This is a genomic window from Parvimonas sp. KA00067 (assembly GCF_001553085.1).
Lineage (GTDB): Bacteria > Bacillota > Clostridia > Tissierellales > Peptoniphilaceae > Parvimonas > Parvimonas parva.
In genome coordinates this window covers 178,377-202,743 of the sequence record NZ_KQ960151.1, presented here as the reverse complement: position 1 = coordinate 202,743, position 24,367 = coordinate 178,377, and the positions used below count along the sequence as shown (strand labels likewise).

The following is a 24,367-nucleotide window of genomic DNA, read 5'->3' as shown; positions in this document are numbered from 1 at the left end:
TAATAAAATTTATAAATTCAAATCTATCTTATCATTTTTATCCATCTATACTGTTGACACGACCTATCAAAATATCTAAAGTGTTGACACAACCCTTTCATAATATTTATAGTGTTAAGCAATTTTCTAATTTCCACAAGCAAAGCGAAGAGGAAATTATTGAAAATGCTTACCTACTTGGTGCTACGACTAATTATTTGAGAGATATTTTTGAACACTAATTTTAAAAAAATAATCATATAATTATCTAATCCAAAATTCATAAACCTATTGATTTCAAGCCTTTCAAAGACTTTAGTACCCTACTCTCTTGACAGCAACGCGACACTCTCCACATGAACTGTTCTTGGGAACTGGTTAAAAACTTTTAATGTTTTTAGTTTATATCCGTTTTCTATTAGAATTTTTGCATCTCGTTTTTGAGTTTTTGGATTGCAAGAGATATAGACGATTGTTTTTGCTCCACAAGAAATTATTTTTTCTAAAGCTGTTTGGTTTATTCCATCTCTTGGAGGGTCTACGACAATTACGTCAACTATTTCTTTTCTGTTTTCAATTTCTACTAATACGTCCCCTGCAATGAAGGTACAATTTGTAAGTCCGTTTTCTTTTGCAGATTTATTTGCACTTTCAACTGCCTCTTTTACTATTTCTATTCCATAAACTTCTTTTGCTTTTCTGGCTACGATTTGTCCGATTGTTCCGGTTCCTGAGTATAAGTCGAAAACTACTTTGTTTTCAATATCTCCACAAAGTTCAATTGCTTTTGAATAAAGGTTTATTGCTCCAAATACATTTGGTTGAAAAAATGAAAATGGTGTTACTTTAAATTCTAAATCAAATATTTTTTCTGTTATATAATCATCTCCAAAAATAATATTTACTTTTTCAGGCACCACTGCATCTGCAAGTGAATCATTTTCTGTATGAACAATAGATTTTATCTTTCCTTCAAGTTTCAAGTCTAAAAGCATATCTACAAAACTTTTTGAATCAAATTCACTTTGTGTTGTAGTTACGATATTTACCATTATTTCACCCGTTGTTAGAGCATAACGGATAATTAAATGTCTTAACAAACCCTCGTGATTTCTCTTTTTTACAAAGGATAATTCTTTTTCTCTGGCAAAATCAACGCTTGCATTTCTTATTACTTCAAAATCTCTATGTACTAAATTACATTCTTTTGTATCTACAACTTCATAAAATCTATTTTTCTTATGCATTCCAAGCATAATCGGACTATCTTTATAGATATCTGCAAAAGTATATTCCATTTTATTTCTATAAGCACTTTTTAAAGGACTTTCAAAAATTTCCACTTCTTCTAAATAAATATCCTCAAAAAGCTCTTTAATCTGTCTTTGTTTTAAATTCAATTCATATTCATGAGAAACACTTTGATAGCTACAACCACCACATTCAAGGTAATTCGGACATGTTTTATTTGTTTCAAGCTCACTTTTTTCTAGAGTTTCAAGAAGTTTTGCCTCCATGTGATTCGCTCTTTTTCTTCCAACAACGACAGAAACTTTTTGTCCTTCGATTCCACCTTTAAAATTTACTTTCTTATCTTCAAAAGTAAATTCAGACATATTTGGAAAATTTACTTTTTCAATTTTTCCCTCTATGATTTTCTTCTTTCTTCTTCCCATATATTACCTTTCTATTAGAAGAAAAGAGTGAAATATATTCACTCTTTTCTTTAAAATTTTCTATTTGTTTCTTCCACAACATTTTTTATATTTTTTTCCACTTCCACATGGGCATGGGTCATTTCTTCCAACTTCTTTTCCTTTAACAAATGTAGTTTGTTCGTCAGGAACATTTGTTGAAACTTCCTTAACAGCTTGTTCTCTTTCAATTTCAGCTCCTGCAGGTTGGATATTGAAAAGTCCTCTTAAAACGTCAGCTCTGATTGATTCATTCATTTCGTTGAACATTTCAAAGCCTTCAGCTCCATATGCACGAACAGGGTCTTGTTGTCCATAAGATCTTATGCCTATACCTTGTCTTAATTGGTCCATTGCATCGATATGGTCCATCCATTTTCTATCTACAACCATAAGCATAATTACTCTTTCAACTTCTCTCATTTGTTCTTCGCCAATCATTTTTTCTTTTTCAGCATAGAAATTTTCAGAAAGTGTTCTGATATATACTTTGATTCTTTCTTTGTCAAGATTTTTCATTTTTTCAAAGTCTAAAATATCATGTGGTAAGTAAGCATTTTCTATTGCCAATTTTAAATCTGCTAATTCAATGCTATTTCCATTAGAATATTGTTCAACAGTTTCATCTATAAAGCTTTCTAACATATCTTGAATGCTTTCTTTCATATTTTCACCATCAAGAACTGCACGTCTTTCTTTATAAATAACATTTCTTTGAACATTCATAACGTCATCATATTTTAATACATTTTTTCTGATACCGAAGTTATTTGCTTCAACTCTTTCTTGAGAACGTTCAATAGCTCTTGTAACAGATCTAAACTCTAACACTTCATCAGGGTCATAATTTCTATTCATAGCAAATTTTTGAATAGCCTCTCCACCAAATAGACGCATTAAGTTATCTGTAAGTGAAACGAAGAATCTTGATTCTCCAGGGTCTCCTTGACGTCCTGAACGTCCTCTTAACTGATTGTCGATACGTCTTGATTCGTGTCTTTCAGTACCAATTATGAAAAGTCCACCAACTTCAAGAACTTTTTTAGCATTTTCATCTGTTTGCGCCTTATATTTTTCATATAATCTACTAAATACTTTTCTAGCCTCTAAAATTTCTTCATCATCAGTTTCCCAGAAAGCATCTAAATTATCTAAAACATATTGAGGTGTTCCGTTTTTCTTCATTTCATGTTTTGCCATAAAGTCCGGATTACCACCTAAAAGAATATCGGTCCCACGACCTGCCATATTTGTTGCGATAGTAACTTTTCCAAAAATACCTGCTTGAGCAACTATTTCAGCTTCTCTTGCATGGAACTTCGCGTTCAATACATCATGTTCTATTCTTTTTTTCTTAAGCATTGCACTTAACAATTCTGAAATTTCGATTGAAATCGTACCAACAAGCACAGGTTGTCCGGTTGCATGAATTCTTTCAATTTCTTCAACAATAGCTTTAAATTTAGCCTCTTCTGTTAAATAAACTCTATCATGATGATCTTTTCTTATAACCGGTTTATTTGTTGGAATTTCAATAACGTCCATATGATAAATTTCGTTAAATTCATTTTCTTCTGTCTTTGCAGTTCCTGTCATACCGGAAAGTTTATCATACATTCTGAAATAATTTTGATATGTTATTGTTGCAAGAGTCTTAGATTCAGATTTAATTTCAACACCTTCTTTAGCTTCAATGGCTTGGTGTAAACCCTCACTATATCTTCTACCTTCCATAATACGTCCGGTAAATTCATCAACAATTAAAATCTCACCGTCTTCGCTAACAACATAGTCAACATCTCTTTGCATTGTATTATTAGCTTTTAACGCTTGGTTGATATGATGTGCAACTTCCATATTAACCGGATCAGAAAGATTTACAAGCCCGAAAAAGTCTTCAGCTTTCCCAGTACCTATTTCAGTTAAGTTTGCAGTCTTATGTTTTTCATTAACTACAAAATCAACAGTTTCTTCTCTAAGCTCTCTATTGTAAAAATCTTCATTTTCTTCACTTGGGTCTGCAATTCTACCTTTTAAACTCTTTACAAATCTATCTGCAAGAGCATATAAGTCAGTTGATTGGTCGCCTTCTCCTGATATAATAAGTGGAGTTCTAGCCTCGTCAATTAAGATAGAGTCAACCTCATCTACGATGGCAAAGTTAAGTCCTCTTTGAACAAGTTCTTCTTTATAAACAACCATATTATCTCTAAGGTAGTCGAAACCAAATTCTGAGTTTGTTCCATAAGTTATATCACAATTATAGTTTTCACGTCTTTCATCATTTGTAAGACCATGTAAAATACAACCTACCTTTAAGCCTAAAAATTCGTGAACTTTACCCATCCACTCCTTATCTCTCTTTGCAAGGTAGTCGTTAACTGTTACGATATGAACACCTTTACCTGTAAGTGCATTCAAATATGATGGTAAAGTTGCAACTAAAGTTTTACCTTCACCTGTTTTCATTTCTGCAATTCTTCCTTCATGAAGAACAATACCACCGATTAATTGTACTCTATAATGTTTCATTCCTAAAACTCTGTACGCAGCCTCCCTAACTGTCGCAAAAGCCTCAGGTAAAATATCGTCTAAAGTTTCACCATTTGCTAATCTAGTTTTAAATATCTCAGTATTATTTCTAAGTTCCTCATCTGTTAATTTTGAATATTTTTCATCGTAAGACATTATTTTATCTACGATTGGATTTATTTTTTTAACTCTTTTTACAGAAGAATTAAAAAAATCGCTAAAAAATCCCATAACTCACCTCTATTAAAATATATATTTTCTCACGATTAATATTTTACCACAAATACACAAAATTTACAAATTTTCACAATAAATTTTTACAACCATAAAATATTTGAATATAAGTTTAAAAATCTCATTCTTTATTTCTTAAGAAAACAAAAAACTATTGACTTTATAAATAAATTTTTATACAATTAAGTTGTATTCGTGTAATACCAATAGTAGCCTATTTTTTAGGCAGAGTAGGAAACTTGCATTAAGTGTTACAAGATGGGATGTTGCTTGTAAACGAAGGGATTTTCTCGTGGTTAGTTTTCGCATCCACTGTTGGCATTGATTTTTGAAAGGAGAAAAATGAAAAAGAATAGGTTTACGACAACACAATTAGCTATTGCAGGTTTAATGATAGCTATAACAGTTATTTTGTCTTATCAAAATATTTATTTATTCCCACCTAGAAGTGGAAGAATTACACTTAGATTTATCCCAATGATATTTTCAAGTATATTATTAGGACCAACAATAGGAACCATAGTTGGTGGAGCATCAGACCCTTTAATTTATTTTTTAACTTTAGGTTCTCCTGGAATGTACTTTCCAGGCTATATGCTTACAAATATGGTTATGGGATTTTTCCCGGGACTTATAATTAGAAAAGATACTAATAGAGATAACAAATTATTTTTAACTTTAAGAGTTGCTCTTATATCAATTACTTCTTTTTTAGTTACAATCTTTTTAGATAGCTTCTGGCTTTCTATAACAAGAGGCAAAGGCTTTTGGTACTATGTAATTTCAAGAAGTGTACCAAATTTAATTCAAATGGGTATTACATTTGTTGCAATTTTAGTTTTGGTTATAAGAATCAAAAAAACATACAGATAAAATTTTTAAAAATTAATAAATAAAAATCACATACACGAATCAAAACTGGCTACATTGTAGTCAGTTTTTTAGTGTATCATTCAAATTTTTGTTTACTACTACATAGTAATTTGTATATTGTCTTTAATTATTTTATCTGTTATAATTATTTTAATGAGTTTTAAGGAGGGAGTTATGAGAATTAATGTAAATTCTGAAATCGGAAAATTAAAATCCGTTTTGCTACACAGACCTCATAAAGAACTTTTAAATTTAACACCTTATTTGCTTGATGAACTTCTTTTTGATGAAATTCCATTTTTGGACAACGCACAAAAAGAACATGATATGTTTGCAAACATTTTTAGACAAAATGGTTGTGAAGTTTTCTATCTTGAAGATTTGTGTGCTGAAAGTCTTTATGATGACGGTATTAGAACTGCTTTTATTGAAGAATTTTTAGATAATGCAGATGTAGCCGTAGAAAATGAAAAAAGAATTTTAAGAGAATATTTATTTTCTATCAAAGATAACAAAGAGTTAGTTTTAAAAATGATGGAAGGTATTAGAAAGAATGAAGTTGATTTGAGAGAGCCTTCAACTTTGAGCGAACTTGTTTCAAAGAATGATTTCTTCATTTCAAAACCACTTCCTAATTTATATTTCACAAGAGACCCTTTTGCATTTATTAAAAATGGGGTAAGTTTGCATACAATGTGGTCTGTTACAAGAAGAAGAGAAACTCTTTTTGGAAAATATATCTTTAATCATCACAAAGAATTTAAAGGTATTCACAAATGGTATGACAGAACAGATGTACCTTCAATCGAAGGTGGAGATATTTTAGTTTTATCTAAAGATGTAGTTGCTATCGGTATTTCTCAACGTTCAACTGCAATCGCTATTGAAACTATTGCAAAAAGACTTCTTGAAGATGAAAACGGCGTAAAAACTTTACTTGCAATGGTAATTCCAAACAATAGAGCTTTTATGCATTTAGATACCGTTTTAACTTCAGTTGATAGAGATTTATTCACTCTACACCCTGAAATTGAAAAGACACTAGAAATCTATTCATTAAAATTAGTTGATGGAAAAGTTAAAGTTGAGGCTGAATCAACTGATATAGAAATTGTATTAAAAAAATATTTACATTTAGATAAAATCGACTTTATTCGTGAAGGAAAAGGTGGACTTTTAGACACACATAGAGAACAATGGTCTGACGGATATAACACATTAGCTATCGCTCCAAGAGAGGCCATCGTTTATGATAGAAATACCATTACAAACGAACTTCTTGAAGAAAAAGGGGTAAAACTTCACAAGATAGATTCAGGAGAATTATCAAGAGGACGTGGTGGCCCAAGATGTATGAGTATGCCACTATTTAGAGAAGATTTAAAATAGTTTGAATTCAAAAAGGTGCATAAGCACCTTTTTGTTTTATATTATTTTATTTCAAATTTTTTAACAAGCTCAACAGAATTTTCATTTTCAATCCAAACAGTTTTAATCAAAATATATTTTCCACTTTTTATATTTTTAAAATAATGTTCCAAATTCATTTTAAATTTTATCTTTTTGTTCGGCTCCATTTTTTGCGTAATTGCCTTTTCTTCAAGTTTTGGAATTAATTGTTCCCCATTTTTATACAATTTTATTTCATCTGTATATAATAAATTTTTATCTATTTCATTTACTATTTCAAATTCTATATTTTTACCATCTACATTAAAATTTTCAAATCTAATTTTATCCGTACTTTTAGTTTCGACAAATTCTGTTTTCACTTTACTTTTATCCTCACTTTTTGAGCAAGATGAAAGCAACAGCAAGCCAATTAGTAACAAATACTTTCTTTTCATACAAACAGCTCCTTTATCATAATATATCATAAAAATACAACATTTTACAAATATATTGTGTGCTTTATTGAAAAAGGCTCTATAACCATAAATGGTGAAGTTATGGAAAATATGAGCGAGAAAAAAATTCTAATTACAGAAGAAAGCATCTAGGCTATGTTTTTCAATCTTACAACTTAATTCCAAATCTAACCGCAAAAGAAAATATACCTATACAATCTTAACTTGACACATTTTCATTGTTTCTAAAGCACTATTATGGCTTTGTGGACTGACTCCGGAACAAGCCTTGCTGTCAACGATTAATTCAATTTCAGGAAAATGTCCCTTTATCATCATAACATTTGTAACTACACAAATATCCGTACAGATTCCAATAAATTCAACACTTTCAATTTTTTCTTTTTCGTTTATACTCTTTATGTACTCAACCAAATCAACTGAACCAAAACTTGGTTTTTCAAAAATTTTACAATTTTCTTTGTAAACTCCTTCTTTAATTTTCCAGCCATCAGTTCCCTTTATGCAATGTTTCAAAGGAAGATTTCTTCCCTCTTGAGTATGTAAATAATTTTCATCATGAGTATCCATTGTATAAACAACTTCTCCGTCAAAATTTTCAATCTTTTCCTTAACATAAGGAATAATTTTCATTGCCTCCTTAGTTCCAAGTCTTCCGTCAACAAAATCATTTTGAATATCAACAACAACTAAAATTTTCATAAGCCCTCCTTTAAAAGTTTTTTATAAAAAAATCTAAATATTTTAATCAAATATAGTATATATGTAAAATTTACTTTTGTCAAATTAACAAAATCTATTTAGTACAACATCTTTATAGTATTTCAAAAAGATTATACTCAAGATAAATTCATTCACAAATTGTGAAAATGCAACGCCAACCAATGATAAATTAAAAATTTGTGTTAAAAGAAGGAGTTGAAACCCTAGCTACAATAGCAACATCGGACAACTCCAAAACATAACTTAAAATAAAATTTATAATAAGTGGAAAAGCAAATTGATTTAATTTAGATCTCCTATTTCCCATTTCTAACCTTTTTTCTTTAAATCTATTTCAAAATCGCAAGCTTCATCTGAACATTTTAATGCGTGTTTGAATCTATTTTTAACTTCTACTAAGAATTTCCCACATTTTTCACATTTTTTATCGGCTATCGGTTTATCCCAAATTGCAAAATCACAATCCGGATAATTTTCACAACCATAAAAAACTTTTCTCTTTTTAGAAATTTTTTCGATTATTCTTCCGCCACATTTTGGACATTTTACATTTGTGTCCTTAACTTCTTTCTTTATATAATTACAATCCGGAAAACCACTACAACCGATAAATTTACCAAATTTTGTTTTTTTAACAACTAAATTTTTTCCACACATTGGACATTTTTCATCAAGAACTTCATCTTGTATTTTGTAATTTTTAGAATCTTCCTCAGATTTTTTCAAAAATGTTTCAAAAAAAGCATAAAATTCAGAAATAACTTTTTTCCAATCTTTTTTATTTTCAGCTATTTCATCAAGTTTTTCTTCCATTTCCATTGTGAATTTTTCATTTATAATTCTTTCAAAGTTGGAAACCAAAAACTTATTTACATTTTTTCCTAAATCTGTCGGGATAATTTTTTTACTTTCAATCACAATATAAAATCTACTTGTCAAACTGTTAATGATACTTGCATAGGTACTTGGCCTACCGATTCCGTTTTCTTCAAGTTTTTTTACAAGACTTGCCTCTGTAAAGTTTGCAACCGGTTTTGTAAAATGTTGACTTTTTTCTATTTTTTCAGCGTCAATCACATCTTTATTTTCAAGTTTTGGTAATATTTCATCTTTTACATCACTTGAAGTGTATATTTTTGAAAAGCCGTCAAATATAGTGTATCTCCCACTTAGTTTATAAATACAATTATTTGAATTTAAAACTATTTGTGTGCTTTCATAACTTTCAGCTTTCATTTGAGATGCAACAGTTCTCTCCCAAATCAATTTATAAAGTTTATATTGATTAGCAGTTAAATAATTTTTAATCTTTTGTGGACTTCTAAAAATACTACTTGGTCTAACACCCTCGTGTGCATCTTGTGAATTTTTCTTCTTTAGATTGTATTCATTACCTTTGCCAGCATAATTTTTCCCATAATTTTCTGTAATGTACTCAAGAGCCTCTGCAACAATTTCTGATGAAATTCTGGTTGAGTCCGTTCTCATATATGAAATCAAACCGACAGAACCGTCTTTCCCTACATTTATCCCTTCATATAGTTGTTGAGCAATGCTCATAGTCATTGAACTTGAAAAGCCTAATTTTCTTCCTGCCTCTTGTTGTAATGTACTTGTTGTAAAAGGCGGTTGAGGTTTTCTTTCTTTCTTTGTCTTTTTAACATCTTCTACAACAAAATTGTCCTTATCAGTTTTTTCTACAACTTTCAAAGCCTCTTGTTCATTTTTAATTTCTTTTTTTACTATCTTATTATTTACATATTCTCCATAATAAAGAGATTTGAATTCAATATTTTGAACATCATGTATTCCTTCAATTTTCCAAAATTCTTCAGGAATAAAGTTGTCAATTTCTTCTTGACGCTCACAAATAATTTTTAATGTTGCAGACTGAACACGTCCGGCAGAAAGTCCACTCTTTATTTTTTTCCAAAGAATTGGAGAAAGTTTATAGCCCACAAGTCTGTCTAAAACTCTTCTGGCTTGTTGTGAATTTACTAAATTCATATCTATTTTTCTTGAATTTTTAATTGATTCTTTGATACTATTCTTAGTAATTTCGTGAAATTCTATTCTATTGTTGCTGTTTATATCAAGTCCTAAAAGATAAGCAATATGCCAAGAAATCGCCTCTCCCTCTCTATCGGGGTCGGTTGCAAGATAAATATTTTTTGAATTTTTATAAAGCTCTTTTAATTCTTTAATCTTGCTTGCCTTTCCTCTAACATTTATATATTCAGGCTGAAAATTATTTTCTATGTCTATTCCCAATTTACTTTTAGGTAAATCTCTGATATGTCCAACACTTGCTACAACTTTATAATTACTTCCAAGCATTTTACTAACAGTTTTAGCCTTTGTTGGAGATTCTACTATAACTAAATTTTTATACAAAACTAACTCCTTACACAACTTTACTCATTGCAATATGTTCTATTCCAAATTCAACAAAAACATCATCATTATCCTTAGAATAACCTAACATTTCATAAAATGTCATCGCATGATATTGTGCTGAAAATTTTATAGTCTTTTTTTCATCATTATTTTTAGAATTTTTTACAGTTTCTTCCATATTTATAAATAAAAATTTACCAACACCTTTTCCTCTGCAAGACTTTTTAACACAAGCTCTTCCGAAACGAACGACATTTTTATTAAAGTCCATAATTCTTGCAGTCGCTAAAATCTCTCCATCTTCAAAAACTCCAACATGTAGAGTGTTATTTAAACTATCTTTTTCGTCAACTTCATATTCAAGAGGAACTTTTTGCTCGTCAACAAAAACCTCTTCTCTTAAAGCAAAAGCAAGTTTTAATTCTTCTTTTGTTTTTAAAATTCTAAATTCCATAAAAATCACTCCATAACAATGTTATTTCTAATAAACTTCTTATATACTATAAAATTTACATAATTTTGTCAATATATTTTAAAATTTTTCCATTTTGAGCATAGTCGATTGTTTTTAAAATCATAGATTTGGACATTCTTTGCGTCAGACCTACTTTTATTCGCATGCGAATAAAAGTAGGTCTAGAAAAAATGTGCCAAATTTTGGCACATTAATATTAGTCTTCTATTATATAGCTACTCACAATTTCTCCATAATAAGCAGTATGGTAATCTTTGTTTGCACCATAAAATTCTCCCGATACATTTTCAGGATAATTTTTTTCTTTTATTTCTATCGGAATAGCATTTTCATCTTGTTTTTGTTTATAAACAACTTTACATTCTAAAGTTAAAGGTAATTCTTTAATCGCTGGAACATTTACAACACTCGGCTCAACTAAAGTTAAATTTAAGTCTTTAATTTTATCCATATCTCTGCCTGATTTAGTTCCACAAACTCCAATAATATGTTTATCAAAATCTTTTAGAAAAATATTTACAGTAAATTCTCCATTTTCATCAAGCAATTTTTTAGTAAAACGACTCTCTCTTACAAATGTTGTAAAAATAGGTCTATTCCATTCAATTCCCAAAGTTCCCCAAGAAATTGACATTGTATTAACTTTTTCTCCTGACTTTGTTGTAATTAAAACCCCTTTTTCAACTGCGAACATTATTTCTTTTGCATAATCAAAAACATTAATTTCTCTTTTCATAATTTTCTCCTAAATTGCTATTGGAATATTTTTTATTTGTTCTCCACATTTATAATTTTCTATGATTACATCGTCTGAAGTGAAATCATAAAAACTTTTTACATCAGGATTTAAAGTAACCTTTGGTGCCGGAAATTTTTCTCTTGTGATAAGTTCTTTTACGATAGGAATATGTCTATCATAAATATGAGCATCGGCAATAACATGAACAAGCTCTCCAACTTCTAAATTACATTCTCTAGCAAGCATATGAATTAGAATCGCATATTGACAAACATTCCAATTATTTGCAGCCAAAATGTCTTGACTTCTTTGATTTAAAATTCCATTTAATTTTTTACCTGTAACATTAAAAGTCATACTATATGCACAAGGATAAAGATTCATCTCAGACAAATCTTCGTGAACATAGATATTTGTAATTATTCTTCTACTATATGGATTATTTTTCAAATCATAAATAACTCTGTCAACTTGGTCGAACATACCCTCTTTATATTTATGCTTTACGCCAAGCTGATAGCCGTACGCCTTTCCAATACTTCCGTTTTCATCAGCCCATTCGTCCCAAACATGACTCTTTAAATCCTTTATATTATTAGATTTTTTTTGCCATATCCAAAGCATTTCATCAGTACATAATTTTATGGCTGTCTTTCTAAGTGTAAGTGCCGGAAATTCCTCTGCTAAATTATATCTATTAACAACTCCAAATTTTTTTATAGTGTATGCTTTAGTTCCGTCCTCCCAAACCGGACGAACTTTCTCTCCCTTTGTGTCAACACCGTTTTCAAGTATGTCTTTACACATTGAAATAAATATATCATCTGCTCTGCTCATATTATTTATTCTCCTAAAAATTTATTATTATTATAAGAATACCATTTATGATGAATTTTTGCAATCGTAAAGAAAAATATTTTTCACCTATCCCCTAAAAAATGCTTGATTTATGTTTTGTTATATGATATAATACCTAAAGTGATTAATATACAATATTTAAGCGAGGTGAATACAATGAAAAAAGGAATACATCCAGAATATAATAAAGTAGTTTTTATGGATACAACAAGTGGATACAAATTCATCTGTGGTTCAACAAAAACTTCTAAAGAAACAATAGAAATGGAAGACGGTAACACATATCCATTAATTAAAATTGAAATCAGTTCTGACTCACACCCATTCTACACAGGTCGTCAAAGATTTGTTGAAAAAGGTGGTAGAATCGAAAAATTCAAAAAAAGATACAATATGGACTAGCAAAAAGCAGAGCAATCTGCTTTTTTTTTTGCAACAAAAAAAGTGGTCAAAACCACTTTTTTTAATACAATTTAATTACAAACCCTTTTGAACATCAAGTACTAATAATGCTTTCAATAACTAACAACCACCTTTTAATTTTTTACTTCTAATATAAAGTTTTGGGAATTTGTCGTGTTGATTAAAATATCCCATAAGTTCAAAAAATTGAAATGCTCTTTTTTGTTCATCAACAGACATATTAGTTTTTTCCTTTATGAATTTTTTTGCCTTTTGTGAATGAACAAAATAACCCTCTTTGTTTATGTCCTTAACGACTATATCGTATAAATCATAATACTCTTGTTTCATTTATTCTCCCCTTTTGCTGACTGTATTTCGTACCAAGTTTTGTACTTTCCGTTTAATGCTATGAGTTCATCATGGCTACCGGTTTCTAAAACTTTTCCGTTTTCTATCATAACTATGGTATCACAATCTTTTATTGTTGACAATCTATGCGCAATGATTATTGTACTTCTACCTTTTTTCAAAACGTCAATTCCATAGTTAATTATTTTTTCCGTTTCAGTATCAATATTGGCAGTTGCCTCGTCTAAGATTAAAACTTTTGGATTCCTAACAATCGCTCTTGCAAAGCAAATTATTTGTTTTTCTCCAAGTGAAAGGTCGGAGCCATTTATTGCAAGTTCAAAATTTAAATTGTTTCCTCTTTTTTCTAAAAGATTTTTTCCTCCAACTTTTATGATTGCATCTAATACTTCACTTTCAATTATTTTTTCGTCTTTAAGTGTGATATTGTCTTTAATACTTCCTGTAAAGATATAAGGGTCTTGAAGAACAACAGCCATTTGTTTCCTATAAGACGCTTTGCTTAAATCTTTTATATTTTGTCCGTCAAGCAAAACTTCTCCTTTTTGATTTTCATAAAATCCTAAAATCAAATTCATTATAGTTGATTTTCCACTTCCCGTTGCTCCAACAAAGGCGATAGATTTTCCTTTTTCAAGTTTGAAATTTACATCTTTTAAAACTGGTACATTTTCTTTATATTCAAAACCAACATTTTTAAATTCAATATTTCCTTCAAGGTTGATTTCTCTATCTGTCGTCTTTTCTTCTTCAATTTCAAAAATTTTAATAATTCTATCACAAGAAACCAAGGCAGTTTTATATCTATTGATTTGTCCTAAGAAATTCATAAAAAGTCTTAAAATTCTTCTGTTGTATTCAATTAATATATACAAGATACCAACACTAAGCGATAATCCTCTTACTTTTAATATCGTAAATACTAAAATAATTATTGCATTTGTAAGAATAATTACAAAGTCAATTAAATTCCATGAGAATAATGCATTAAGTATGGTTCTTTTAATATAATTTTTTTCAACCTCTTTATTCTCTTTTTCAAAAGAATCTATCATCAACTTTTCATTACCATAAACTTGAATTACAGGTAATGATTTTATTGTTTCATTGTAAATTGAACTTGTTATTCCCTCATGTTTTCTTATTGTTTTAGTAACTACTGTAAGTTTTTGTCCATAATACTTTGTAACAAGATACATCATAGGTAAGTAAATTAAAACGATTAAAAACAAATATGGACTAATGTAAAACATAACAGTAAGCATCATAACTAAATTTAAAACAAATGCTAAAAGCTCATTTAAAAGTGTTTGATACAATTCCTTTATTGTATTTGTATCCGTTGTAAATCTCGAAACTAAATCTCCCGCATAGGAGCTGTCAAAATATTGCATTTTAAAATTTTGCATACGTCTAACCAAGTTAAATTGAATTTTATATGCAATATTACAAGCTAATTTGTTAAAAGAAAATCTAATTACAATAAGCATTCCTGCAACAAGTAAATTCAATCCCAAATATAAAAGTCCCTTTTGTAATATGAATGAATTAAAATTCTCCATATTAACTAAATCAGCGTCTATTACTGAAGAAATTATCGTAGGTAAATATACATCCAAAAAAACTCTACCAATTGTTCCTATTGAACCAATAAAAAATAGTAATTTTTCTTGTAAAAGATAAGAAGTTAAAAATTTTATTTTACTATGCTTCATTTTCTTCCTCCTTATCTAAACTTTGATACTCAAATTGCTCCTTGTACCAAGAATCTCTTGAAATAAGTTCTTCATGAGTACCTCTGTCAATTATCTTTCCATTATCCAAAACTAAAATCAAGTCAGAATGTTCAACTGCTGAAATTCTATGAGAAATGATTATATTAGTCTTGTCTTTTCGATTTTCTTTAAGTGAGTTTACAATTTTACTTTCAGTATTCGCATCAATCGCAGAGAATGAATCATCTAAAATCAAAATTTCAGGATTTCTATACAAAGCTCTAGCTAAAGAAATTCTTTGCTTTTGTCCTCCGGAAAGCCCAAGTCCTCGTTCTCCGACAACGGTATCTAAGCCTTTTTCTAAATTTTGTATATCTTTGTAGAAGTCCGCTTTTTTTATAACATTTATAATTTTTTCGTCATCTTCTAAAGGACTTCCAAATAAAATATTTTCTCTAACAGTCTTAGAAAGTAAAATATTTTCTTGACTGACATATCCAAATTTATTTCTAACAGAGTTAATATCGTAATCTTCATAAGGAATATCATTTATAAAAATTTTATTTTTATCAAAATTATAAAATCTTAAAATTTGCTTAACTAATGTACTTTTACCACTTCCACTTTTACCAACAATTCCTAGAGTCTTTCCTCTTTCAAGTTTAAAACTAATATCCTCTAGAGAACTTTCATTTGTAGCCGGATAGTTAAAATTAAAGTTTTTAAATTCCAAAGTAGAAAAATCTTCTAATATTCTATTTCCGTTTTCAATTTCAGTTTTATCATCAAGTAAAAGATTTATTCTATTTACAGAAACTAAAGCTCTTTTGTAAGTATTTATACAATCTCCAAGTCCCCAAAACGACCAAGCTAAGAAATCGCATAATCCAAAAAATGCAACTAATTTTCCAATAGATATATCCCCGCTTCTAATTAAAAATGCTCCATAAAACAATCCGATAACCATAGAAACTGTCCTAATTAAAGAGTTTAAAATAAAAGAATAAGCCCAAAGTTGTGATTCCATATAAGCTAAATCAAAATAATATTTAATTATTTTAGAAATATTTTTTTGTCTAACTTCTTCATTTACATAACTCTTTATAAGTTTTATACCTTCAATTATTTCTAAAATTTCTTGACTTGATTTACCAAAAGTCTTATTCATTTCTTCATTAACTTTCCCGACTTTTTTACTCAACATATTAGTTATTAATATGGTAAAAGCAAAAGGAATCATAATTGCAATAGTAAGTTTCCAAGAAATAAAAAATATTAAGTAAAAAGCACATATTGTTGGCATAACAACAGAATCACTCATCATCAAAATTCCAAATGTAAAATAATCATAGATAAACCTTGTTTCATTATCTGCAAGCCCAATTACATCTCCAGCGGTATTTTTTTGAAAAAAATCCGGAGATTTTCTCAAAATTTTTCTAAAAATTATATCCTTATAATACATTTTAAGTTTTGCTCCGGAACCATATGATACATAGGAGAAAACCATAAAACTAAAAAAGTTTATAATTCCCAAAATGATAGCAAATATAGCCTTCTTATATATTATACCAGGACTAAAGTTCGCATCTTTTAACAAATCAACTATATTTCCAATTAAAACTACCAAATAAATTAAAATAAAACTACTTAAAATATTAAAAATACTACCGAACAAAAATCTGGTTTTAGCCTTTTTAAAACCATCACGAACAGCTTTATATATCCCCATAAAATCACCTCTTTTCTTTAAAAAAAGCTCTTCAAAAAGAAGAGCATAATTTAAAATATTTATTTGTTTTTCTTAGTAAATGTTGCAACTGAACCTCTTTCAACTATTCTTGAAGGAAGAATTGTAACATCTTTAAGTTTTTCTTCATTTCTAAGTTCCTTAATCAACTTTCTCATAGAAATTGCACCCATATCATAGTATGGCTCTTCTATTGTTGTAAGCGCCGGTCTGTAAATTGATGCGATTAAGTCATCACCGAAACCTGCAACTGAAATGTCTTGTGGAACTTTAAGACCGTTATCGTAACAATAACTGATGAAACCAATAGCTAGTGAATCTTCACTTGCAAATACAACAGTTGAATTATTTTCCTTGATAAGTTTGAAAATTTCTTCTCCCATATCATAACCTGTTTGAACTGTTATATCCTTTGCATTGATAAGTGCTGACTTAACTTTTCTTTTCGCAACACCTTCATTGAAACCCGCAAGTTTTTCTCTACCAATTCTACTTGTAACATCTTCACTAATGAAAACAATACTATTATGACCTTCATCTACAAGATAATTTGTCATCTTATTACAAGTTGATTTGTAATCTATACTAACTGTATGTTCATCTGTATATTCGTAAAATTTATCAAGTCTTACAAAAGGAATATTTTTGCTCTTTAATTTAAACAAAGTTTCAGGATTAATCTTTTCACTTATCATAATTATCCCTTCAACTTGTTTAGTACACATAAATTCGATAATCTTATGCTCTGCCTCAATATCTCCGTATGTGCTTGAAAGCAAAATATCGTAATTATACATTCTTCCAATTTCTTCAATTCCTCTAACGATTTGTGCCATATAAGAAATACCGATATCCTTTACAATAACACCAATCATATTTGATTTTCTCATTACAAGACTTCTTGCCAATTCATTAGGCTTAAAATCCAATTTTTTTATAGCATCTAAAACTTTTCTTCTTGATTCAGGGCTGACCGGTTTAGATTCATTCATTACTCTTGAAACAGTTGAAATGGAAACCCCTGCTAACTTAGCTACGTCCTTTATAGTAGGTACTGACATATTATCACTCCTTTAAATTAAAATTAAATCGTTTACAAAACTCAACATAATTATATCACAGTTTTTAATAAAATAAAACAGTTAAGGAAAATAAATTCACAAAATTTTCCTAAAAATACATAATTTTCTAATAATAAAAAATTTTTCAAAATTAAATTTTCACAATAAAAAAAACTGTAAAATGATTTTCATTTTACAGTAAAATTTTTATTTTTTAATTTTTATATATAAGCTGTAAAAAACAGTAGAAATAATCAATGCAACAAAACATATTCCGATTTCTATTCCCACATAATTAATTATAGCCTTATTAACAGGTAAAAATCCACCTGTCAAATCAGAAAACACAGGATAATTAAAAGCATTTTTCCACTTCCAAAGATAAGAAAAAACTAAACTTAACCCAAACTGACTTATTATCAATATAATATTAATAGCAAAAGAAATCATAGCCTTTCCAATTATAAAACTCGTCTTTTTCATTGGAAGTGTAAATAAAAATCCCTTATGATAATAAAAATCTAAATAAGTTGTTATAAAGAAGTAAGATAGAGCCATCAAAAAAATTACAGCTAGAATATACTTTATATTATTATATTCAAGCAAAACTCCATCTAAAGGGGCTTCTTCATATTGAAAAGTTCCGTTTGCTTTTATTACTTCTGATAACCTTTCTTTTTCGTGATTAGCATAACTTTTTGACATAGAAAAATTTATTTCATTTTCTTTGATTTCAATGATTTTTTCGTACATCAAAATTGCACTTTCCATATAGCCTCTATCATCTCCGCTGTGCTTTAGTTTTAAAGTCTTTTCTGATATTTCAAGAGATTTTTTTAACAAATCCATTTTATCTTTATCACCAGAATATATACTAGGAGACTTTCCATCACCCGGATATAAAATTAACGATATTTCTTCCTTAATCATGAGTAATTCATGCTTTTTATCTGTATCAACTTGTTGATAATTTAAATAATTTTTATAAAATAGAGAAGCTAATAAAACTAATATAACTCCTAAAATTACTACAAATATTCTACTTCTAATAAATTTTTTACATTCTAATATCAAAGTATTCATAACATTCACCTACTGAGCAAACAGTCTTTGATACATCTGTTCAGAAGCATTTATATGCTCTCTTATTTTAATTAATTTTATGCCTTTATCCTGTATTGCCTTAATTGCATCGTCAAAAGAATTCTTTTTAAATTGACAAATAATCATATCTTTTTCAATTTCAGCACTTACTACAAATGGAGATAAAATTTCTAAAGATTGATCATTGGAAGTAGTATCAATTGCATAGATTAAAAATTCATCTTCTACAATTTTTTTGACAATTTTTTTATCTTTTAAGAATAGAAGATTATCAGTTAATTGGCTAATTTCTCCTAAAAAATGTGTAGATAAAATTACTAGAGTTCCTCTTTCTGATATTTCCTTTAACATAACTCTAAGCTCTATTTGACTGCTAGGATCAAGTCCGTTAAAAGGTTCGTCAAGCAGTAAAACTTCAGGATTATTAATAAGAGCAATAGCCAAAAGTAATCTCTGTTTCATTCCCAAAGAATATGTCTTTACAGCTCTTTTATAAAATTTTTCAATCTTTGTTAAACTTACAATTTCTTTTATTCTAGTCTTTGGCAATTTTTGTATATTTGCAACAAATTTCAAATGATCAAGTCCTGTTAAATTCGGAAATAAAATACTTGCATCCTGTAAATATGACAATTTTTTAAAAATAGCATTATCCCTATTATCTATGCCATTTACAGTAATCTGTCCGGATTGATAGCTATTCAAATTTGTAATACAATCCAAAAGAGTGGTTTTTCCAGTTCCATTAGGTGCAACCAAAGCCCAAACCTCTGCATTTTCAAGTTCTAAAGATAAATCATTTAAAACTACATTCTCTCCATATCTTTTAGTAAGATTTTTTATACACAAACTAGGCATATCCATTCCTCCTTCTATCTTGAATAAAAGCTATACAAATCAATAAAATTGTTAAAATACAAATTCCAATTGCTAAAATTTTACAAGATTTATCAAAACTGTAAGTGATTGTTTTAAATAAAAAATTTATACTACCGTCTGCAATTTTCCCAACTCTCCAGTATGAAAACGGATTATACCATTTATTAAACATCTGTAATGTTGCTATAACTCCAAAGGATAAAATAATGGATTTTATACTTGATTTTACAAAAGTTGAAATTGTACTTGTAACAAGGAAAATAAATAGTCCATAGAGCAAGAACAAAATCAAACTTTTTGTTAAAACATCAGATATTGGAACAATCTTATATCCAAAACTCATAAGTGAATAATAATCATTTTTTACAATATAAGTTGTAATCGGATATTTAAAAGATGACGAACCGCTTATTAAAAATTCTATTCCAAAAAATATTGCAGGTATCAATAGTCCAAGCATAATTGTTAAAATTCCACCCGTTAAAAGTCCCGACGATACAATCCTAAATTTACTTGCCCCAGATGTTTTTAAAAATCTAATTGTTTTATTTTGACTCTCCTCTAACTTAGAAAATAGGATACCAAAAGTTACAACAATTATAAAAGTATATATTAACACTAAATTATTTGTAAAAAAATCCCATAATCTATGTGAAGTTCCAACTAGTGTTTTTTTGCTATAATAGTCAAGAAGATTACTTTCTTCTGAAGTTCTAGGTTGATCAAATTCTGTTCTCTGTATATTCAAAGGATGAGCTGATGGAATATTATTTTCCTTTAAATACTTCAATATTTCGTATGTTATCTCTACTGTCAACCGATCTACAGTATAACTTACTCCCTTTTTTACAAATCCTTTTGAAATAAAATTTCCGTTGGGATCTAAAAAATGTTTTAATTCATCTTCATATAATACACGCCAATTTTCATTTTTAATATTTTGGATTATTCCTTCATAACCATTTATACTTTTAATTTTTCTTTTTTTTATATTATTTAATTCTATTTTTTCTTCATCTGAAATATTATCGCTTTCTAAATCTTTATCAACCTCTTTAATGTCCTGTTTAAATATATCTATAACTCTTTCTCTGCTAAAAATTTGTTCTTCCTTATTTTTATTATTTTCAATTTTTGAAATAGAAGATATAACAGTTCCAATAATTATAATTATAATAAGAAACAGAATATTTTTCTTCTGTTTAATAAAATATTTAAAAAACAAATTACACATAAATACCTCCAAAGCAAAACGCAACAAAAAAAACATTTTATATAAAATACATTTCAGAAAATCAATTTATCTATTTACTTTCTCTTCTAGGTAAATCGTTACTACGAGAATATCATAATTGTTATTTTTTGTCAAATATAATAACTAGTATTTTTCATCTTATATTGATATAAAATAAAATTATATTATATAGCAAGATAATTTGAGGTTTTATAATTGAAATTTTAAAATATCGTATTTATTATTTAAGGAGCTTTTTATTATGAAAAAATTTTTATTAAATTATTTTCATATCAAATATTCTATATTGTATAAAAAAACTCATCTAAAAATGTTAGACGAGTTTTTATTGTGAAACAACAAGGTTCCCGGGCACCCACTCGATGCGACGCATCGTGGAAGGGTGGGGTTTTTATTTAATTATTTTAAAAAAATTATACTAAAGTTTACAAACACATTCTAAAAATATTTTCTACATCTTCAGGTGTTAATTCTTTAAAGCCTTTTATACTTTCTTTTCCTTTACAAGCCTTTTTAGCCATAATAGAAAAATTTTTATCATCAATATTTATATCTTTTAATGTGCTTTGTAATTTTAAGTCATTAAATAAAAATTCTGAAAGTTTTTCAATGGCTTTTTCTGCAATTTCTCTATCAGAAAGATTTTTATCTATGTCAAAAACATTAACTCCAAATTGAACATATTTATATATATTTTCATCATTTAAACAATATTTCATCCAACGTGGAGTTAAGATTGCAAGTCCGTGTCCATGAGTTATATCATAAAAAGCTGAAAGTTCGTGTTCCATTGGGTGGCAACTCCAAGCAGTTGATTTACTTCCATTTACAAAACCATTTATTGCCCATGAAGATGCCCACATTAAATTAGCACGAGCCTCATAGTTTGTAGGGTCTTTCATTGCTATCGGAGCATATTTTATAACTGTTTTCATAAGACCTTCCATAACACAATCAAGCATAAATAAATCATTTTCTGTTGTAAAATAAACTTCTAGGATATGACTTAAAATATCTGCCGACCCACAAGCAGTTTGATACTCACTTACACTGTATGTATTTGTAGGGTCAAGAAATGAAACTTTTGGTAACATACACATTGAACCATTACTTAATTTTTCATTTGTTTTAAGATTTGAAATAACTCCATCATTATCCATTTCAGAGCCTGTTGCTGAAAGTGTTAGTATAGTTAAAAGTGGCAATGCATCTTCTATTTTTGCTCTTTTTTCTAAATCAAGAAAATCCCATGGGTCAAAATCAACTTTTGCTCCAGCACAAATAAATTTTGAGGCATCAATTGTTGAACCTCCACCAACAGCAAGAACCACGTCAATATTTTCTTCCTTACATATTCTAGCACCCTCTCTAACAGATTCTATTCTAGGATTAGGTTCTATACCTGAAAGTTCAAAAACTTCAAGTCCTGCATCTCTTATTTCTTTTATAACTTCATCATAAAGTCCAATCTTTTTAATGGAACCTCCTCCATAAGTTAATAAAACTTTTTTTCCATATTTTGACAATTCTCTTCCAAGATTGGAAAGTTGTCCTTCTCCAAAATATACCTTAACAGGAATATCGTAAATAAATGGTTTCATAAAAATCCTCCTTTAAATTTATTTTTTAATACTTCTAAATTGATTTCACATTTTCTCTATATCTAGTTAAAGAATACCCTTATTTTAAAATAAGAAAACAAAAAAAGAGAGAATTATTTAAAACAATTCTCTCTGATTTTTATTGTGTAGTAACCTTATTTTACTATTTTATTAAATATTTGCTTTGTCGCATAATGTGAAATTAACAAAATGATTAAAGAAAAGTCAAAAGGAATTTTTACTACAACTTTTATTAAAAAGCATAGAGTAAAAGCTACTAAATCTAAAATCATAAATTGTTTTTCACTTGTATATTTTTTTATTATACTGTATTTTACTTTTAAATTTCTAATTAAAATAACGATAGCAACTACTCCAACTAATGCATCTATACTAAAGTTTACTAAAAATTTACTATTTATAACAGCCCATAAAAAATATATAAACAAAGTTCCCATCATAATTATGGTTAATCCTGTCAAAGAAATTTTTGACTTATCTTCAGCTATTTCTTTTGGTGTAATTCTTCTTGACATTATTCAAAAATCACTCCGTCTGCACAGTCAATTTTAATATTGCTTGAGAAGAATTCTTTTAATGCAGTAACCATATATCCTGTATCTTTGATACCACAAGTTTCAAAACTTGAGTGCATTCCAAGTTGTGCAACCCCTATATCTAAAGCATGTAAACTAACTTGAATATTTGATAAGTTTCCAAGAGTTGACCCACCAACTTTATCAGATCTGTTTGCAAAGAATTGTGTAGGAACTTCAACCTTTTTACAAATTTCTAAGAATACTGCTCTACTGAAAGCATCAGTTGTATATTTTTGATTTGCAGCCTCTTTTATAACAATACCTTTGTTCATAAAAGTTCTATTTGTTGGGTCATAAAGCTCAGCATGGTTTGGATGAACTGCATGAGCGTTATCACAGCTAACTAAGAAAGATTTTGCTACTGCTTGATGATATTCATCAGTTCCAAATCCAAGAGAAGCATTAATTCTCTTTAAAGCATCTTTCATAAATGTTGACATTGCACCTTGTTTTGTATTTGAACCAACTTCTTCGTTGTCAAATACAGCACAAACATTTATAGCCTTTGGATTTTTAGCATCTAAAAATGCTTTCATTGAAGTGAATGCACATTGTAAGTCATCAAGTTTAGGTGTTGAAACAAATTCATCTTTATATCCCCAGATGCATTGTCTTTGACGATTTACTAAGAATAAATCTTTTGAAATAACATCTGTAACATCAACTCCAAGTTCATCTGCAACCATTTTGTCAAAGTCACCTTTCTTTAATTCTCCAGCAGAAAATAAAGGTAATAAATCAATTTGCTTATTGTAAGCATAGCCATTGTTTATTTCTCTGTTTAAATGAATTGCAACATTTGGAATCATTAAAATATCTTTATCTATATAGAATAATTTATTTACAATTTTTCCGTTTTCTCTAACTAAAACTCTTCCTGCAAGACTTAAAGGTCTGTCAAACCAAGTTGAGTCAATCATTCCGCCGTAACCTTCAACATTTAGTTTTAAATGTTCGCCCGGTGCATCCATTTCAGGAACAGCTTTAACTTTATATGTTGGAGAGTCGCTGTGGGCAGCTGTTATTTGGAAGTGATAGTCGCTAAGTTCTTCTCCTACTTGGAAAGCTAATATACTTGAATTATTTCTTGTAGTATAGTAGTTTCCACCTTTTTTGATTTCCCATTTTGCATTTTCAGGTAAAAATGTATAGCCTGCTTTATCAAAATATTTTTTCATTGTATCAACAGTATGAAACATACTTTTACTTGAATCAATAAAACTTAATAATTCTTTTGTAATTTCAATATTATTCATA

Annotated in this window: 21 protein-coding genes and 1 riboswitch; of the genes, 3 read left to right on the top strand and 18 right to left on the bottom strand. The window is 28.6% G+C overall.

The window, feature by feature from the left end:
- Positions 1 to 302: 302 nt before the first annotated feature.
- Positions 303 to 1,655 (bottom strand): 23S rRNA (uracil(1939)-C(5))-methyltransferase RlmD, encoded by a 1,353-nt coding sequence (gene rlmD / locus HMPREF3181_RS06210; protein WP_068474572.1) that lies wholly within the window; start codon positions 1,653 to 1,655, stop codon positions 303 to 305.
- Between the two features lie 60 nt (positions 1,656 to 1,715).
- Positions 1,716 to 4,436 carry a preprotein translocase subunit SecA gene (secA, locus tag HMPREF3181_RS06205; protein WP_068474570.1) on the bottom strand — a complete coding sequence of 907 codons (2,721 nt, stop codon included), beginning with the start codon at positions 4,434 to 4,436 and terminating at the stop codon, positions 1,716 to 1,718.
- A 227-nt stretch (positions 4,437 to 4,663) separates the two neighbouring features.
- A riboswitch (THF riboswitch) is annotated at positions 4,664 to 4,756 on the top strand.
- A gap of 25 nt (positions 4,757 to 4,781) precedes the next feature.
- Here secA and HMPREF3181_RS06200 point away from each other — a divergent pair.
- Together HMPREF3181_RS06200 and HMPREF3181_RS06195 are read left to right on the top strand one after the other, a co-directional pair.
- The gene (locus tag HMPREF3181_RS06200; RefSeq protein WP_068474568.1) at positions 4,782 to 5,312 is read left to right on the top strand and encodes a folate family ECF transporter S component; all 531 of its coding nucleotides are present in this window, start codon (positions 4,782 to 4,784) and stop codon (positions 5,310 to 5,312) included.
- A gap of 174 nt (positions 5,313 to 5,486) precedes the next feature.
- Positions 5,487 to 6,701, top strand: a complete 1,215-nt coding sequence (locus HMPREF3181_RS06195) for an arginine deiminase (RefSeq protein WP_068474566.1) — start codon at positions 5,487 to 5,489, stop codon at positions 6,699 to 6,701.
- A 41-nt stretch (positions 6,702 to 6,742) separates the two neighbouring features.
- On the opposite strand, the gene HMPREF3181_RS06190 is transcribed toward HMPREF3181_RS06195, so the two are convergent.
- From HMPREF3181_RS06190 to thyA, 6 genes are all read right to left on the bottom strand, one after another.
- Complete coding sequence (locus HMPREF3181_RS06190; protein WP_068474564.1) at positions 6,743 to 7,159, bottom strand: hypothetical protein; 417 nt, start codon at positions 7,157 to 7,159, stop codon at positions 6,743 to 6,745.
- Positions 7,160 to 7,369: 210 nt separating this feature from the next.
- A complete protein-coding gene (locus tag HMPREF3181_RS06185; protein ID WP_068474563.1) occupies positions 7,370 to 7,882 on the bottom strand; it encodes a cysteine hydrolase family protein in 513 nt (170 codons plus the stop codon).
- A gap of 330 nt (positions 7,883 to 8,212) precedes the next feature.
- Positions 8,213 to 10,297: a type I DNA topoisomerase gene (topA, locus tag HMPREF3181_RS06180; RefSeq protein WP_068474560.1), complete on the bottom strand. Its 2,085-nt coding sequence runs from the start codon at positions 10,295 to 10,297 to the stop codon at positions 8,213 to 8,215.
- Positions 10,298 to 10,307: 10 nt separating this feature from the next.
- Entirely contained in the window at positions 10,308 to 10,754 is a 447-nt protein-coding gene (locus HMPREF3181_RS06175) for a GNAT family N-acetyltransferase (protein WP_068474557.1), read from the bottom strand.
- Between the two features lie 217 nt (positions 10,755 to 10,971).
- Entirely contained in the window at positions 10,972 to 11,511 is a 540-nt protein-coding gene (locus HMPREF3181_RS06170; RefSeq protein WP_068474554.1) for a flavin reductase family protein, read from the bottom strand.
- A 9-nt stretch (positions 11,512 to 11,520) separates the two neighbouring features.
- Positions 11,521 to 12,351: a thymidylate synthase gene (thyA, locus tag HMPREF3181_RS06165; RefSeq protein WP_068474551.1), complete on the bottom strand. Its 831-nt coding sequence runs from the start codon at positions 12,349 to 12,351 to the stop codon at positions 11,521 to 11,523.
- A 177-nt stretch (positions 12,352 to 12,528) separates the two neighbouring features.
- Between thyA and HMPREF3181_RS06160 the strand changes: the two genes are divergently transcribed.
- A complete protein-coding gene (locus tag HMPREF3181_RS06160; RefSeq protein WP_068474548.1) occupies positions 12,529 to 12,774 on the top strand; it encodes a type B 50S ribosomal protein L31 in 246 nt (81 codons plus the stop codon).
- A 120-nt stretch (positions 12,775 to 12,894) separates the two neighbouring features.
- Here HMPREF3181_RS06160 and HMPREF3181_RS06155 read toward each other — a convergent pair whose 3' ends face one another.
- The 10 genes from HMPREF3181_RS06155 to HMPREF3181_RS06110 form a co-directional block, all read right to left on the bottom strand.
- Entirely contained in the window at positions 12,895 to 13,125 is a 231-nt protein-coding gene (locus tag HMPREF3181_RS06155; RefSeq protein ID WP_068474545.1) for a hypothetical protein, read from the bottom strand.
- Positions 13,122 to 14,861: an ABC transporter ATP-binding protein gene (locus HMPREF3181_RS06150; protein WP_068474542.1), complete on the bottom strand. Its 1,740-nt coding sequence runs from the start codon at positions 14,859 to 14,861 to the stop codon at positions 13,122 to 13,124. Before HMPREF3181_RS06150 ends, HMPREF3181_RS06155 begins: the two co-directional genes overlap by 4 nt.
- Positions 14,851 to 16,593 (bottom strand): ABC transporter ATP-binding protein, encoded by a 1,743-nt coding sequence (locus tag HMPREF3181_RS06145; RefSeq protein WP_068474539.1) that lies wholly within the window; start codon positions 16,591 to 16,593, stop codon positions 14,851 to 14,853. The genes HMPREF3181_RS06150 and HMPREF3181_RS06145 overlap by 11 nt, the downstream gene beginning before the upstream one ends.
- Positions 16,594 to 16,652: 59 nt before the next feature.
- On the bottom strand, positions 16,653 to 17,672 hold the full coding sequence (locus HMPREF3181_RS06140; RefSeq protein WP_068474537.1) for a LacI family DNA-binding transcriptional regulator: 1,020 nt from the start codon (positions 17,670 to 17,672) through the stop codon (positions 16,653 to 16,655).
- Between the two features lie 207 nt (positions 17,673 to 17,879).
- Positions 17,880 to 18,755, bottom strand: a complete 876-nt coding sequence (locus HMPREF3181_RS06135) for a hypothetical protein (RefSeq protein WP_068474533.1) — start codon at positions 18,753 to 18,755, stop codon at positions 17,880 to 17,882.
- A 9-nt stretch (positions 18,756 to 18,764) separates the two neighbouring features.
- Positions 18,765 to 19,634: an ABC transporter ATP-binding protein gene (locus HMPREF3181_RS06130; protein ID WP_068474525.1), complete on the bottom strand. Its 870-nt coding sequence runs from the start codon at positions 19,632 to 19,634 to the stop codon at positions 18,765 to 18,767.
- Complete coding sequence (locus tag HMPREF3181_RS06125; protein WP_068474522.1) at positions 19,627 to 20,889, bottom strand: ABC transporter permease; 1,263 nt, start codon at positions 20,887 to 20,889, stop codon at positions 19,627 to 19,629. The genes HMPREF3181_RS06130 and HMPREF3181_RS06125 overlap by 8 nt, the downstream gene beginning before the upstream one ends.
- 446 nt (positions 20,890 to 21,335) lie before the next feature.
- Positions 21,336 to 22,511, bottom strand: coding sequence for an iron-containing alcohol dehydrogenase (locus HMPREF3181_RS06120; protein WP_068474519.1), 1,176 nt, complete (start codon positions 22,509 to 22,511; stop codon positions 21,336 to 21,338).
- A gap of 155 nt (positions 22,512 to 22,666) precedes the next feature.
- The gene (locus tag HMPREF3181_RS06115) at positions 22,667 to 23,047 is read right to left on the bottom strand and encodes a hypothetical protein (protein ID WP_068474516.1); all 381 of its coding nucleotides are present in this window, start codon (positions 23,045 to 23,047) and stop codon (positions 22,667 to 22,669) included.
- Entirely contained in the window at positions 23,047 to 24,366 is a 1,320-nt protein-coding gene (locus HMPREF3181_RS06110) for a M18 family aminopeptidase (protein WP_068474508.1), read from the bottom strand. Before HMPREF3181_RS06110 ends, HMPREF3181_RS06115 begins: the two co-directional genes overlap by 1 nt.
- Position 24,367 lies beyond the last annotated feature (1 nt).

Coding starts and splice junctions, on each gene's coding strand:
- rlmD (WP_068474572.1), bottom strand. CDS start 1,655: ATGGGAAGAAGAAAGAAGAAAATCATAGAGGGAAAAATTGAAAAAGTA.
- secA (WP_068474570.1), bottom strand. CDS start 4,436: ATGGGATTTTTTAGCGATTTTTTTAATTCTTCTGTAAAAAGAGTTAAA.
- HMPREF3181_RS06200 (WP_068474568.1), top strand. CDS start 4,782: ATGAAAAAGAATAGGTTTACGACAACACAATTAGCTATTGCAGGTTTA.
- HMPREF3181_RS06195 (WP_068474566.1), top strand. CDS start 5,487: ATGAGAATTAATGTAAATTCTGAAATCGGAAAATTAAAATCCGTTTTG.
- HMPREF3181_RS06190 (WP_068474564.1), bottom strand. CDS start 7,159: ATGAAAAGAAAGTATTTGTTACTAATTGGCTTGCTGTTGCTTTCATCT.
- HMPREF3181_RS06185 (WP_068474563.1), bottom strand. CDS start 7,882: ATGAAAATTTTAGTTGTTGTTGATATTCAAAATGATTTTGTTGACGGA.
- HMPREF3181_RS06175 (WP_068474557.1), bottom strand. CDS start 10,754: ATGGAATTTAGAATTTTAAAAACAAAAGAAGAATTAAAACTTGCTTTT.
- HMPREF3181_RS06170 (WP_068474554.1), bottom strand. CDS start 11,511: ATGAAAAGAGAAATTAATGTTTTTGATTATGCAAAAGAAATAATGTTC.
- thyA (WP_068474551.1), bottom strand. CDS start 12,351: ATGAGCAGAGCAGATGATATATTTATTTCAATGTGTAAAGACATACTT.
- HMPREF3181_RS06160 (WP_068474548.1), top strand. CDS start 12,529: ATGAAAAAAGGAATACATCCAGAATATAATAAAGTAGTTTTTATGGAT.
- HMPREF3181_RS06155 (WP_068474545.1), bottom strand. CDS start 13,125: ATGAAACAAGAGTATTATGATTTATACGATATAGTCGTTAAGGACATA.
- HMPREF3181_RS06150 (WP_068474542.1), bottom strand. CDS start 14,861: ATGAAGCATAGTAAAATAAAATTTTTAACTTCTTATCTTTTACAAGAA.
- HMPREF3181_RS06145 (WP_068474539.1), bottom strand. CDS start 16,593: ATGGGGATATATAAAGCTGTTCGTGATGGTTTTAAAAAGGCTAAAACC.
- HMPREF3181_RS06140 (WP_068474537.1), bottom strand. CDS start 17,672: ATGTCAGTACCTACTATAAAGGACGTAGCTAAGTTAGCAGGGGTTTCC.
- HMPREF3181_RS06135 (WP_068474533.1), bottom strand. CDS start 18,755: ATGAATACTTTGATATTAGAATGTAAAAAATTTATTAGAAGTAGAATA.
- HMPREF3181_RS06130 (WP_068474525.1), bottom strand. CDS start 19,634: ATGCCTAGTTTGTGTATAAAAAATCTTACTAAAAGATATGGAGAGAAT.
- HMPREF3181_RS06125 (WP_068474522.1), bottom strand. CDS start 20,889: ATGTGTAATTTGTTTTTTAAATATTTTATTAAACAGAAGAAAAATATT.
- HMPREF3181_RS06120 (WP_068474519.1), bottom strand. CDS start 22,511: ATGAAACCATTTATTTACGATATTCCTGTTAAGGTATATTTTGGAGAA.
- HMPREF3181_RS06115 (WP_068474516.1), bottom strand. CDS start 23,047: ATGTCAAGAAGAATTACACCAAAAGAAATAGCTGAAGATAAGTCAAAA.
- HMPREF3181_RS06110 (WP_068474508.1), bottom strand. CDS start 24,366: ATGAATAATATTGAAATTACAAAAGAATTATTAAGTTTTATTGATTCA.